The sequence below is a fragment of the Citrobacter sp. RHBSTW-00859 genome (assembly GCF_013729795.1).
Classification (GTDB): Bacteria; Pseudomonadota; Gammaproteobacteria; order Enterobacterales; family Enterobacteriaceae; genus Citrobacter; species Citrobacter braakii.
The window spans coordinates 2899891-2913977 of record NZ_CP056284.1 but is presented as its reverse complement, the minus strand read 5'-3'; the positions used below and the strand labels follow the sequence as shown (position 1 = coordinate 2913977).

11 protein-coding genes and 1 pseudogene are annotated in these 14087 nt (G+C 51.8%); 5 read left to right on the top strand and 7 right to left on the bottom strand.

Annotated features, from left to right (window positions below; genetic code table 11):
- Nucleotides 1-2: 2 nt before the first annotated feature.
- The 4 genes from HV302_RS14575 to HV302_RS14560 are packed head-to-tail and all read left to right on the top strand — an operon-like array spanning nt 3 to nt 5427.
- Complete coding sequence (locus tag HV302_RS14575) at nt 3-401, top strand: DUF6950 family protein (protein WP_085048936.1); 399 nt, start codon at nt 3-5, stop codon at nt 399-401.
- A complete protein-coding gene (locus tag HV302_RS14570; protein WP_181626114.1) occupies nt 401-3121 on the top strand; it encodes a phage tail tip protein J-related protein in 2721 nt (906 codons plus the stop codon). The genes HV302_RS14575 and HV302_RS14570 overlap by 1 nt, the downstream gene beginning before the upstream one ends.
- Nucleotides 3121-4065, top strand: a complete 945-nt coding sequence (locus HV302_RS14565; protein ID WP_181626112.1) for a DUF6453 family protein — start codon at nt 3121-3123, stop codon at nt 4063-4065. The genes HV302_RS14570 and HV302_RS14565 overlap by 1 nt, the downstream gene beginning before the upstream one ends.
- Nucleotides 4066-4074: 9 nt before the next feature.
- Nucleotides 4075-5427 carry a tail fiber domain-containing protein gene (locus tag HV302_RS14560; RefSeq protein WP_181626110.1) on the top strand — a complete coding sequence of 451 codons (1353 nt, stop codon included), beginning with the start codon at nt 4075-4077 and terminating at the stop codon, nt 5425-5427.
- A 127-nt stretch (nt 5428-5554) separates the two neighbouring features.
- Here the strand turns inward: HV302_RS14560 and HV302_RS14555 are convergent.
- Together HV302_RS14555 and HV302_RS14550 are read right to left on the bottom strand one after the other, a co-directional pair.
- Nucleotides 5555-5644, bottom strand: a pseudogene (locus HV302_RS14555) (DinI-like family protein); the annotation flags it as partial.
- A gap of 585 nt (nt 5645-6229) precedes the next feature.
- A protein-coding gene (locus HV302_RS14550; RefSeq protein ID WP_223429336.1) for an IS1 family transposase occupies nt 6230-6927 on the bottom strand; the annotation gives its coding sequence in 2 pieces (ribosomal slippage) (nt 6230-6678 and nt 6678-6927; 699 coding nt in all).
- A gap of 374 nt (nt 6928-7301) precedes the next feature.
- Between HV302_RS14550 and pphA the strand changes: the two genes are divergently transcribed.
- A complete protein-coding gene (gene pphA, locus HV302_RS14545; RefSeq protein WP_047358581.1) occupies nt 7302-7943 on the top strand; it encodes a protein-serine/threonine phosphatase in 642 nt (213 codons plus the stop codon).
- On the opposite strand, the gene HV302_RS14540 is transcribed toward pphA, so the two are convergent.
- From HV302_RS14540 to yebS, 5 genes are all read right to left on the bottom strand, one after another.
- On the bottom strand, nt 7944-8135 hold the full coding sequence (locus HV302_RS14540) for a YebW family protein (protein WP_016152779.1): 192 nt from the start codon (nt 8133-8135) through the stop codon (nt 7944-7946).
- A 102-nt stretch (nt 8136-8237) separates the two neighbouring features.
- Nucleotides 8238-8474, bottom strand: coding sequence for a YebV family protein (locus HV302_RS14535; protein ID WP_029139506.1), 237 nt, complete (start codon nt 8472-8474; stop codon nt 8238-8240).
- A gap of 100 nt (nt 8475-8574) precedes the next feature.
- Complete coding sequence (gene rsmF / locus HV302_RS14530; RefSeq protein WP_032947083.1) at nt 8575-9963, bottom strand: 16S rRNA (cytosine(1407)-C(5))-methyltransferase RsmF; 1389 nt, start codon at nt 9961-9963, stop codon at nt 8575-8577.
- A gap of 116 nt (nt 9964-10079) precedes the next feature.
- The gene (locus HV302_RS14525; RefSeq protein ID WP_019076590.1) at nt 10080-12713 is read right to left on the bottom strand and encodes a PqiB family protein; all 2634 of its coding nucleotides are present in this window, start codon (nt 12711-12713) and stop codon (nt 10080-10082) included.
- Complete coding sequence (yebS, locus tag HV302_RS14520) at nt 12682-13965, bottom strand: membrane integrity lipid transport subunit YebS (RefSeq protein WP_016152782.1); 1284 nt, start codon at nt 13963-13965, stop codon at nt 12682-12684. The genes HV302_RS14525 and yebS overlap by 32 nt, the downstream gene beginning before the upstream one ends.
- Nucleotides 13966-14087: the final 122 nt, after the last annotated feature.

Below are 14087 nucleotides of genomic sequence, written 5' to 3'. Positions count from 1 at the left end.
GCATGAAGCATCCGGACTGGCATAACAGATTAATTACCGTAATAAGGGCCGCTGAAAAGCGGCCTTTTTTATGGGGCATTCATGACTGCTGCCTGTTCGCGGCGGACTGCGCTCAGGCCATGTGCGGCGAGGATTTTGCGGCAGGCTGGCGCGGAACCTACGACAGCGAGCATGGGGCGAAAAAGGCGATATTGCGCGGTGGCGGTTCGCTTGAAAAGGTGCTGGCCCGTTATCTCGATGAGGTGCCGGTGAAGCTGGCGCAGCGAGGGGATATTGCCGTGGTTGAAAATGCCGGGGCGCGATGTGCCGGGGTGGTGTATTCCGGCGTGGTATGGGTTCCTGGCGAAAATGGTCTTGTCAGTCTGCGGGTTAAACCGCTGAGTGTCTGGAGGGTGCGTTAATGCCTGCTGCTGTTCCTATTGTTGCCACCATTGCCGCAGGTGTGGCGGCGGCAAATGAAATGTATGCCATTGCGATGGTTATCACCGTCGCCGCACAGATTGCCACTCAGGCGCTGACCAAGACCCCGTCGCTGAATTCCTACCGTGATACGTCTGAACGCAAACAGGTTCTGCGCGCTGCGGCCAGTGCCAAAACCGTTGTGTATGGTCGCTCCACATCAGCAGGCACTCTGTTCTTTTCCGAAGAACAGGCTGGCGAACAGGATGATGGCGAAATGCTTCATCTGGCCATTGCCCTGGCAGGACATCCGTTATCCGGTGTACAGACTGTCTGGCTGGGTGATGAGCCTATCAGTAGCTATCCTGAGCATGCCTTTTTCGAGCTGCACACCAACCGCCAGACGGCGGACCCCTACATGCTGGAAAACTGCCCGTCATGGAAAGAAGACATGATCGGTAAAGGACTCACCTGGCTGCGTGTATCCCTTAAATTCAATGCTGAAAAATTCCCGGCAGGCATCCCTAACATCAAGGTCGAAAAACAGGGGCGGGCTATTTATGACCCCCGCACCGGGTTGACGGGTTACAGCAACAATGCGGCGCTGGTTATCCTGGACTATTACCGCAATTACCTGAAAGTACCCGATACCGATATTCTCTGGGACCAGTTTAAGGAAGCGGCGAACATCTGTGATGAGGATGTGATTACTGGCGGTAATACCATTGAGAAGCGATATACCATCAACGGTGAGTTCGATCTCAGTGAAAACAAGGTCAGTATTCTGGAAGGGATGCTGGCAGCCTGCGCCGGGGATGTAACGTATACCGCGGGCAAACATGGCCTTCTGGTCGGGGCTTATTATGGCCCTGCGACAGAGGTGATCACTGAGAGCCAGCTGGCCGGTGATATCGAAATCATGCCGGAAGTCTCTCAGGCGGAACGTGTTAACACTATCAAGGGGACATTTGTCGATCCGCAGCAGGGGTATACCGAAGCGGATTTCCCTTCTGTATCTGTCAGTGAATGGGTGACGGAAGACGGCGTGGAAATATCGCAGGATATGAAGCTGCGATTTGTGACCTCTGAATTTCAGGCCCAGCGTCTGGCAGACGTGAAGTTAAAGCGCACCCGTATCGCCAGAACCATGAACGTTACGTTAAACCTGAGCGGGTATCGTTACCGCCCGGGAATGTATGTGAAGGTGAATTTCCCGTCTATCGGTATCGTGAATGTTGAGATGCGGGTAACTGACTGGAAGTTCGGCGTTCAGAATGGCGTACAACTGACACTGAAGCAGGAAATAGCAGATGTCTGGGGCGATGCCATCGGTAAACCGATCGAGCGACCGCCGTTTACTCAGTTGCCATCAGGCGGCGTGGCGCAGCCGCAGAACCTGAAATACACCGTAGAGGAAATTGGTCAGGTCGTACAGGGTATTTTGTCCTGGCAGAATATCGGGCAGGTGGTCTACAACAAAGTGATCATTCGTCGCAATGGTCAAATGGTTATGTCCGTCCAGGTTCCGGGAACGTTCACGCGTCTTACCGGGTTACCAAAAAATACCTACACAGCCCACGTTATTGCCGTAAACCAGATGGGGGCAGAGTCGCCGGAAGGGTATCTTGAATTCAGTATTGAAGCCCCGCCAGCACCTTCCCATGTTGATATTGAGCAGGGCTTCTTTGCGGTCACGCTGATCCCGCGTCTGGCGGCAATTACCAGTGTTTCCACACAGTTTGATTTCTGGACGTCAGGAGAAACGAAGCTGCCTGATGCCTCAACAGCCACCGTGGAAGCGAATGCCAGCCGTGAAGGGATGGGAACCACCTGGACCAGCAATCAGCTACAGGTTGGACATACCTATTACTGGTATATCCGGACAATTAACGCCTTTGGTGCATCCGGTTTTGTCGAAGTACCTGCGCTGTGCTCTATGGACACTGGCAGTCTCATGGACCTCATTGATGATGGCATTCAGAAATCAGATGCGTTCCAGAACGTTAAGGCCGGTGTCGATACGAACCTGGAAGGCATTATGGAAAATGCGCTGGCAAATCATGGCACTGTTGAACACCAGTGGGTTCAGTATGGCGAAGTTCGTGCTGACATCCTGGTGGTTAAAACAACCGTTGCTACAGCCGAGCAGGGACTCGCTGACCTGTCCACCTATGTTCAGGCATCAATCGGACCAGAAGGCAGTCTGACGGCTGCGGTTAACCAGAAACTTACCGCCGAAGTAAATATTGATGGAACGGCAAAAGCTTCTTATGTCACTAATCTCGGCATTGTCAGGAATGGAGTGAAATACAGCACCGGGTTCGGTATGTCGATTGAGCCATCGGGGAACAGCTATAAATCCACAGTGGTTTTTGCTGCTGACCAGTTTGGTATTTATTCCGGAAGTGATCCGGGGAATTACACTGCTGCATTTTTTGTCTATAACGGGCAAGTATTTATCCGTGATGCGCTAATTCAGGACGGGAGTATTACTAATGCCAAAATTGGCAACTATATCCGGTCCACATCTTTCGTTCCTGGTCCTTCTGGTGCTGGGTGGAATGTCGATAAAAACGGAGACTGTGAATTTCATGGGCAGTTTTACGCAAACAGTGGCCAGTTTGCATTTAACGGTACGAATAACACAGTCGTTATCAACGGTAATGGTGTGACCGTCAATTTGTCTGGTGGTGGACGGGTTGTCGTCGGGAGGTGGTCATAATGCCGGAAGGTATTCTGATTGATTACAACGATGGCCGTCCGGTGATGGCAATTACTGCGGGGCTTCGCGCCCCCAGTTTTTGTACATCGTTCTCAGGCTGGTCATCCCAGTTTATGCAGTACCCGGTCAATACACCGCTTGTTCCTGGTTCACAGGCTATCGTGGTGCCAACCAATCCCATTTACATCTATTCCTTTGCTGAATTTGATGTGGCCATAATGAGCAGCGTCACCCGAAACGGTGATTCAGGGGTGATTATCGGGGCTGAGACAATCGGTGGGAAAAGCATTGTCCCTGACTGGTCAGGCTACGTTATGGAGCTGCTGCCTGCGGCGACGTATAACGAAGGATTACTGGTCTCAAACTCGACTGACTTCACCGCTATATCCAATCAGGCGGCGCTGATGACCTGCGCTTATTCCGGGCGCATTACGGTTAGCGGCAGCGCTACGCTTCCGGTCAGCGGTATTCCTTTCGGCAAATGGGATAACCCGAATGTGTCGGTGGGGTTTGATGGCACCAGTATCATCGTTCGCGATATTTCCTACACAGGGCGGGACGACGTGGCCGGAACGGCGACGATAGACCTGGTGATATTCAACCAGACAGCACCAGTCGGCGGAGACGGTATTACGATGACCAACGCGGCAGGTCAGGTCACGTTCTCCACGCTGAAACGCCCCTTTGTGTATGACCGACAAATCCAGATCACCGATGCTTTCCAGAATATTGGCGGCGGGTTCTGCCAGATAGTCTATACCGGCGTGCAGGTCCGTATGGATGGTGGTTACGGAAATATACGGACGAAGGGGGTCGTGATGTCCGGTGGTAATGTCAGGTCAGCCTACAACAAAGTTTTTGCTAACCACAACTCCGGTTCATGGGATATGAGCCGGAACAGAAATATCACCATGCCCATTCTCATTATTCCGAACATGTACTGAGGAAAACCCATGTCAGCAGGAACCTTAACCCTTAACAATAACTCAGCCTCGGTTGCCGGAACTGACACCACTTTCACCACTGAGTTAGCTGCAGGTGATTTTGTTGTCGTTACGGTCGGCGGTATTACTTACACACTGCCAGTAAAGACGATCGACAGTGACACTCAAATCACCCTGATCAGCAAGTATCCCGGCCCGTCACAAGCATCCTCTGCGTGGAATGCTGTTCCACGAGCCACCCAGAACCAGGTGACCGCTGCGCTGGTTGCGCAGACAACTGAGGCGCTTCGTGGGCTTAATTACGACAAGCAGAACTGGCAAATGGTGTTCAGCACCGGTGGTGATATTACTGTGATGCTGCCTGACGGCTCTCAGTTTTCCGGACCAAGCTGGAAAAAGATAACCGACCTGCTTAAAGAAATAGACCCCGACCACCTGCAGTCCCTGGCTGACCAGATATCAGCTGATGCGGGACAAGTTGCTGTCGATAAAACGGCCGCAGCGGCAAGCGCATCAACAGCTTCAACAGCAGCATCGACTGCAACCACGAAAGCGGGAGAGGCGGCTACCAGTGCTTCAACTGCAACCACGAAAGCCGGAGAGGCAGCCACCAGTGCATCGACCGCAACCACAAAAGCGGGAGAGGCGGCTACCAGTGCGCAGCAGGCCCATGACACAGCAGCTGCACTCGGTAATTTATCCGACTTCTCTCAGTGCATAGCATCAGTAAATACCGCGACATTCGCCATTAGTATGAAAGGCGATATTTCCGCACCAACGACGGTTATTACGGAAGCCACACCGGCAATCAAAGCCGCGCCCTTTAATATAAAGCATATCTACTCCGGGAGCCGGGTATTTGCGCCTGCGGGGATGGCAACCATACAGAAAACAGGAGGTACGGGAAGCCAGTTCACATTAAACATGGCGTTCGGTGGTTACATTGGTTCTGCAGGGACGGCAGACTCAGCAGGCCCAATGTTGACCTGCTCTGACGGGGCTGGCTATACAAAGTACTGGCTTTTTGTGAATGGTTCCGGAGGAATCAATACCGCAAATGGGGCGATATTGCCGTCAGGTTCGGATGGACGCCTGAAAAAAGAAGCAACTGCAGCACAAACAGGCGCCCTGGACCGTGTCAGCCGGATAGAGTCTTACGAGTTCACATGGCGAGGGGATGGCCGACGAGACCGCGGGGTTATAGCCCAGCAACTCCAGGAAGTGGACCCACTATATGTGTTTAAGGCGGGAGGTGAGGACCCGGAAAACCCTATCCTTAACGTGTCGTATCTGGCCCTGGTGTCTGACTTGATCGGGGCAGTAAAGGAGTTGAAAGCACAGCTTGATGCGTTGAAAAAGTAAGCAATACACCACCTGAAAAACAGGACTAGTGTGCCTGACGAATCGTTAAAAAACCGTAGCCATTGTCTGGAAAGTTCAGGCTACGGGTCGATTCATAACATGATTAGAGTGCGCGCCTCGCTTCATATTACTCAGAAATAAGCCAGAACTCAGCCTCTTCAAACATTTCCTGAACAGTACGGCTTATCTGTTCCTTCTCATGTTTGCTGGAGTCAGTACGTTCGCTATAAAACGGAAAAAATTGTCCGAAACTGGTCCGAATATGTCCGAAATTTTGGCTAACTATATGATTTTTAGTGCCTGAAAATACACCTTTATTTGTGCGTTTTTAATACTGGTGGTCGGTTATTGCATTGAAAATAAATGAGAAAAAATAATTTTGGAAAAAACAGGAATCGTATTCGGTCTCTTTTTGTGTACTTTATAAACCAAAAGGTTAGAATGCACGGTGCCAAAACACACGAAATTCTTTGTGCGGCATTTTATGCCTGCTACAACAATCTAAACATTTTTGCCCCCATATCCAAGTACTTTTCTGTCATTTTTCACTTTGGTCTTGGACTCGGTGCTATCTGCATCCCTTTATGCAAATGTTCTCGTAACGTGGCAGATGGATATGATTTAAATGTTGTACTATTGAAAATGACAGTATATTAATTTTTTCATAGCCATGGGGATATCGGATAAAGTTAATTGGTAATAATCTAAGGATTATGATTTATTATGAACGGGTTATAGCGATAAAATTATTAAAGATGGAATGGATATATGAATGACTCAGATGGTTGGTAATGACTCCAACTTACTGATAGTGTTTTATGTTCAGATAATGCCCGATGACCTTGTCATGCAGCTCCACCGATTTTGAGAACGACAGTGACTTCCGTCCCAGCCTTGCCAGATGTTGTCTCAGATTCAGGTTATGTCGCTCAATGCGCTGAGTGTAACGCTTGCTGATTACGTGCAGCTTTCCCTTCAGGCGGGATTCATACAGCGGCCAGCCATCCGTCATCCATACCACGACCTCAAAGGCCGACAGCAGGCTCAGAAGACGCTCCAGTGTGGCCAGAGTGCGTTCACCGAAGACGTGCGCCACAACCGTCCTCCGTATCCTGTCATACGCGTAAAACAGCCAGCGCTGACGTGATTTAGCACCGACGTAGCCCCACTGTTCGTCCATTTCCGCGCAGACGATGACGTCACTGCCCGGCTGTATGCGCGAGGTTACCGACTGCGGCCTGAGTTTTTTAAGTGACGTAAAATCGTGTTGAGGCCAACGCCCATAATGCGGGCGGTTGCCCGGCATCCAACGCCATTCATGGCCATATCAATGATTTTCTGGTGCGTACCGGGTTGAGAAGCGGTGTAAGTGAACTGCAGTTGCCATGTTTTACGGCAGTGAGAGCAGAGATAGCGCTGATGTCCGGCAGTGCTTTTGCCGTTACGCACCACCCCGTCAGTAGCTGAACAGGAGGGACAGCTGATAGAAACAGAAGCCACTGGAGCACCTCAAAAACACCATCATACACTAAATCAGTAAGTTGGCAGCATCACCAGCCAGGCGTTATTATGAATTCAATGCATATAAACAAGAAGTTTTTAATAGCCTGCTTCTAAGGACCATTAATGATAAATCGTTTGTCATGAAAGCTATGGCTTCATCGGAGGTTCCTCATGACTTACTTTCACGAATACTTGACTGTTACGATTTAAAGCCAACACCACTTGTCGTTATTACAGCGAATGGGATTAAAATGGATGCCCGATTACATATCCATAAATAATTATGTCTCGGATATAAATAGAAACGTCCCCGCCTTTCTGATGTATTTGCTAAAATTAAAGTTGCATGAGAACTGTGTACAGGAGGTCAAATGGGACTGCCTGACAATGCTTATCAAAGAGTGGAAGCGACGCGCTGGCGACATGTTTGGGTGGTCGGGGATATCCACGGTTGCTTCTCATTATTGATGGCGAAATTGCGCCTGTGTCATTTTGATCCGTGGCAGGACCTGCTGGTTTCAGTGGGGGATGTTATCGACCGCGGACCTGACAGTTTGCGTTGCCTGAAACTACTGCGTAAACGCTGGATTATCGCGGTCAGAGGGAATCATGAACAGATGGGGCTGGACGCGCTGGCAACCGGGGAGCAATTCCTGTGGTTTATGAATGGCGGTTCGTGGTTTGCGCAGGCGGAGCAGCCAGCGGCGACAACCGCTCTTGAAACGTGTCGGCAATTACCCTGGATTCTGGAGCTGCGTTGCCAGAACGGCATACACGTTATTGCTCACGCAGATTACCCTGATGATAATTATCAGTGGCAAAAAGAGGTCGATTTACAGCGGGTACTGTGGGATCGCACAAGGCTGATGAATAAAGGCAACGGCATTCGCGGCGCGGATCACTTTTGGTTTGGCCATACGCCTCTGCGTCAGCGACTGGACCACGAGAATCTGCACTATATTGATACCGGTGCGGTGTTTGGTGGCGAGTTGACGCTGGTGCAACTGCAATAATCAAAAATCGCTGTATTCCTGGGCCGGACGCCAGAAGCTGTCTATGTAGTCATCCGCGGGTAAACATCCGCCGTTACGAATACGCTGATCGTCCATCGATATCAGGCACTGCTGCTCAGTTTTGTAGACATCAACAACGATATCTTCACAACCGCCACCCAGGTAGCACACAAAAAGAACCAGCGTGAACATTCCATCCTCAAATGGTAAAGCCATACCTGTAGTGTAGAAGATGTTGATAGATGAGGGAAATTAACCAAGAAATAACCCGTCTGGCGACGGGTTCTTTTTGAATCAGGCAAGGCGCATGATCCAGGCATCTGACTTACGATCGTAGTGCTCGCGAAATAGAACTGAATGTTCTCCGTTAAGAAGGGCCGGGACGCTGGTGTCGGCATCCCAGGCATCAAGTTGCATGCATAAATCCGGATCGGATTTACATGGAATGGTTAACGTTCGGTCCCCTGGCGATTCGCCATGTAACTCGGCGTCGTCGATTTCAAAAGCGCCAATGCGCACACTGGTTTTCATCATCGTGCTCTCCGTTTATTTGCTGGTTGTGGTACGACCAGTTAGGCCGTCCATTTTTCAGCGTAGTCAACGTTAGCAAAAGCGCCAGTAAAAACGTGCGTTATCCTGTAAAGAGTTTGCCATCCCGGACAAGATCGCGCGGGTAGCTATTCTTTAATCGCGATCCAATACGTTTCGCCAGGCCAATCGGCTGATGCTGGAACGTAACCAGCACATCGTCGGTGGTCGGTGCGGTCTGCGGGTAGACATCCCGTCCGCGGTACCACTCTTCGGCTTCGGCAAGGGTCAGTTCGAACGCATGGCTGTGATTTGTGCTGGCGAGAGCAATGACGGCTTCATGCTGCCAGCGGTACCCTTTATTGTGCGTTTCAGCGAGTTTGATGCCGAGTCGGGAAAAGCGGACTTTGCCGATCAGGGGTTCAATCTCGGTTGGGAATAGCCAAATCTCTTTATCACGCTGCCACAGGCGCAGAGTGTCTTCCCACTGCAATCCACAGGCGTTAGCGGCCTGAGTGACAAGCGCGGATTCACGCCCTTTAAGCGGGCTGAACGGGAAGTTACCGACTTTGTATTTTGGCGTCGGTAGTGCAGGGATCGCGGCAGTTTTGCGCAGACGCGCGACGAAAAAACCTTCACAATCGTAGATCTGCGGGAACACATGCAGGAATCCTTCCGGGGTCAGGGCGCGTTCAGCCTGCGGGAATAAATCGCCCAGTGGTAAAAACTCGACGGCGTCCGGGTAGGTCTCAATCAGCCACTGCATAATGTCTTCATTTTCGTCACGGTTCAGCGTGCAGGTCGAGTAAACCAACGTGCCGCCGGGACGCAAGGCATGAAAGGCGCTGTCGAGAAGTTCGCGCTGGGTTGCGGCAATTTCCAGATTACTTTCTGGCGACCAGTTTTTTAGCGCATCGGGATCTTTACGCACCACGCCTTCACCGGAACACGGCGCGTCCAGCAAAATGGCATCGAAGGCTTCTGGCAACGCTGCGCCAAATACCCGCCCGTCAAAATGGGTTAGCGCGACATTGGCTATCCCGCATCGGCTGATATTGGCATGCAGGACTTTGACGCGACTGGCGGAAAACTCATTTGCCAGAATCGCGCCCTGATTTTTCATTTTTGCGGCAATTTGCGTGGTTTTGGAGCCGGGGGCTGCCGCGACATCCATCACGCGATCTGGAGTGTTACCATCGGCAAACAGCGCGGCGACCGGCAGCATTGAGCTGGCTTCCTGAATATAAAACAGGCCGCTTAAATGTTCCGCGGTACTGCCGAGCGGTACTGACTTTTCATCATCGCGTTCGATCCAGAAACCTTCAGCGCACCAGGGTATCGGAGTGAGCGACCAGTTGTAAGGTGCTGTCAGAGTGAGGAAGTCGGCAACGGAGATTTTCAGCGTATTGACGCGGATGCTGCGACGAAGCGGACGCTGGCAGGCAGCGAGAAAATCATCAAATGAGAGCGTGGAAGGCATTGCTTCACGCATTTGGTTTAGAAAGGCGTCGGGAAAATAAGCCACTTGGTACCACCGGCAAAAAAACAGGTGCGCAGTGTAGCATAAGTGCTCCGGCGCGAGTATGTACGCCGGAGCAAGGGGAGAGATTAACGTGGCAGGGCGGTTCCCCATTCACGCCACTCTTTTGGTTCGCTTTCGAGCAGCAGGAAGTGTTTACCTGCCTGCGCTTTCGGGGCCAGCGGCGTACCCGGTGGCGTAGCGAAGGCGATTCCGCCGCGAATGAACTGATTGAAGGTACCGGTCTTCACGACGCCGCCGGTCAAACCAAAGTCGAGATTGTATCCGGATGCCAGCCAGAACACGGAGTTGTTCCGCACCAGATGCTGATAACGCTGGCTAATGCGCATCGCCACCATCACGCGGTCAGAAAGCGAGCCCAGCGTCAGCCCGGTGACGGTCCCCACTTCAATGCCTCTGAACAGGACCGGCGTACCGATATTCAGCGAACCTGCTTCCGGTGCTTCTACCACAATACTCAGACCATCGAGGTAACGAGAGTCGGTAATGGTGGCTTCCTGCAGTTCAAAATCACGGCGCGGGTTACCGCGTCCTGGTTCAACGTTAATATACGGCTGTAAGATCGTATCCAGATGCTCGACGCCTGCCGCTGAGATTTGCGGTGTGATCACGGAGAAGCGGGTACCGCTACGGGCAAAAGTCTGCACGTATTCCGGATACAGAACCGCTTTTGCCTGAACTTCGTTACGGGCGGTGATGAGCTCAAGCGTCTGGATCTGGCCGATATCGATCCCCAGGTAGCGAATTGGCATGCCGGCCGCGAGTTTACCGGCATCGAACGCGTGCAGGGTTATCTGCCCGCCCACTGCACGTGCAGCGGTTTCGGAAGCATACAGAATACGCTTGTCGCCTTTTCGTTGGCTGGCGCTGGCGCCGCTGAGGTTATCGAAGCTAATCGCCCCTTTGAGCGCTCGCGACAGGGGAGATGCCTGTACGGTCAATCCGCTACCGTTAAGCTGAACCTTTGCCCCGCCTTCGGCCCAGAATACGCTGTTGCTGGTCAGCAGGTTGCGATATTCCGGTTTGATATGCAGATCGATATCAAACGCATCGGCGCGTGGGCGAACGCTAATCACTTCACCGACCTCGAATTTGCGGTATAACACCACCGAACCGGCCTGCACATCAGGCAGCGTTTCGGCGCTCAGGCTGAGCGTGGTAGTTGGCAGATCGCTCAGACTGTTTTCAATCGCTTTTTCCAGGTTGGCATACAACGGGTAGCTTTTTTTCATTTCACCCTTGGTACCGGGCAAAATACGAATGCCGCCGCTGAGCCATTCGCTGGCGCTGGCGCCAAGGAATTCCACGCCATCAAGCCCGACCTTGACGTCAACGCGGCTGTTGACCACAAACTTACTGTCACCTTGCACCAGGGCGCGATGCTGTGGTTCGATGGCAACGGTAAATGAAACACCTTTGCCAGAGAGCGTGCGATCAATCACCTGACCGACCTGTACGCCGTGAAGAATCAGCGGCTGACCGGCATCAATACCGTAACTCTCCGGCGCGGTCAGCGTAAGCGTCATGACGCCCGGATCGTGTAACAACGACTTCTCAGCAGGAATAACCGCAAACTGGTTACGCGGCTCGCCCTCGCCAGGTACCAGCTCGAAAGTTTTGCCCGTCAGTAGCGAACTGATATTGGCATCGTTTAACGATAATTTAGGACTGTGTAATTCAATCCGCGTATTGTCGCGCAGCAGCGTTACGACGCTGGGATCGACCGTCATTTCGCCGGTCACTTTACCGCCCGGATTTAAATCCAGTTTGGTCAGTTGCCCGACTTCTAATCCTTGATACATCAGCGACGTTGAGCCGGCCTTGAGTCCATCGCCGCTGGGTAAATCTAGCTTGACGATCACTCCCCGCTGGCTGTGCGCGAGATCCTGATACAAACCAAACGTGTCATCGGCCACCGCGGGTTTAGAGTCTTCGGGCGAATCAAAAGCAATGGCGCCATTGACCAGCGCCGCCAGACTCTCCAGCTTGATCTTCGCTCCGCTGAGGCTGACATCCGCATTCACACCGGACACGTTCCAGAAACGGCTGCCTTTTTTCACCAGGTTGGTAAAGCGACGTTCGATCAGCACGTCGATGGTTACGCCCTGATGATTTGGGTTGATGGTGTAGTCATACACCCGGCCCACCGGAATCTTGCGGAAATAAACCAGCGAACCGCTATTGAGCGACCCGAGGTCAGGGGCGCGCAGGTGCAGCATCAAATCGCCATTATCCAGACGATATTTTGGCTGCGTATCGAGGGCGACGAAATGATCTTCCGGCTCGCCGGTTCCGGGCATCATGCCGATATAGTTGCCGCCAACCAACGCATCCAGGCCAGAAACCCCCGCCAGCGACGCTTTCGGCGTGACTAACCAGAACTGGGTATCTTTGCGCAGAGCATCTTTCATGGTCGATTTGATGCTGACGCGCACTTCAATTTTGCGTAGATCTTCGCTGAGGTTGATATCCTGCACGGTGCCCACTTCAACGCCCTGATAGCGAACGGGAGTACGGCCCGGCACAATGCCGTCAGCAGACATAAAGTCAATGGTTACGGTATTGCCGCGATCTTCATAGCTTCCCCAGATTAGCCATCCTGCAATCATCAGCGCGATGAACGGCAGCAGCCAGAACGGAGAGATACGGCGTTTAGTTTTAATCTGCGCTTCAGTCTGCGAAGCGGGCGTTTCCTGACTCATGTGCATCCCAAAGTAAGCGGCTGTCCAGCCATTCCACAGCAAGAATAGTCAATATTACCGCTGCGCCGAAATAAAACGCAGCTGGCCCCATAGTAAAAGCAAGTATCTGATCGCGATTAATCAGCGACATGGTTAAAGCGATAACAAAGAGATCCAGCATCGACCAGCGACCAATCCAGGTCACCATACGCAGCAGTTTGATGCGGGTACGCAATCCTTGTTCACATCTAAAATGGATGCTGATGAGCAACGTAAACATCACAATCACTTTGGTGAATGGAACCAGAATACTGGCGATAAAAACAATCGCCGCTACGCCAACGTTGCTGTTCGCCAGGGACATTATGCCTGACAGGATCGTGTCTTCCTGGCGGCCGCCATTGACATAAATTACCGAGATGGGCAGCAGATTAGCAGGTAAAAGCAGGACGATCGAGGCCAGCAGAGCAGCCCAACACTTTTGGATACTTTGATTCCTGCGCCAGCGTAACGGGATATGACAGCGAGGGCAGCGACCTCGGGCGTCCGGATAACCTGTAAAGTGGCAGCCGAGGCAGACGCGAAGTTTTTCATCGGGCCGACGGGCTGGTCTTTGCGGATAGAAACGGTCCCAAAGCTGCTCAACGTTAAGGTGCGACAGCGTCAAAACACTGAGGATCACCAGCGCAATAAAAGCAAACAGACCTACACCGGGTTGCAAAAAAGCATAGTCCTGAACTTTGATTGATGCGACGCCAATGCCCACCAGATAGATATCAAGCATCACCCATTCTTTGAGCCTTTCCAGCATCAGCAGCACTGGGCGCAGGTTCATCCCAAGAATATTGCCAAACCACAGATAAGCGATTGAGGTCACGAGAATGATGGGCGCGCCGGCAACGCAAAAGAGTACAAAGGATGCGGTGAGTGGGTCGCCTTGTCGGGTCATTTGCCAGATGCCTTGCAGCACATTGGCGTCAATGCGCACACCTAATAAATAGATGTGCAGGAGCGGTTCTCCCCAGGCAAAGGGCATCAGCAGCAGCATGGTGAAAGCCATAGCCGCCAGTCGTGTTAATGACCAGTCGCGTCCGTCACGAATTTTTGCCTGACAGCGTGGGCAAAATGCACTTTGATGCGAACGCATTTTAGGCAAGCTAAAGATCAGGTCACATTCAGGGCAACGATGGTAATGCGCACGAGGGAGTGCATCACCAATGGACCTGATGGCTATTTTTTTAGTCGGCGTGATGCGTGGTGTCGTTAAGGCCATGTATCGCGAATCAAATTGTTGAAGTAATGTTATCTTAACTCATGACGGGAATGATCTTGAGCATTAACGCATTTAATGTTTATTTTAGTAGGCTGCAGCTTTAAGTAAGACAACTAAGTGAT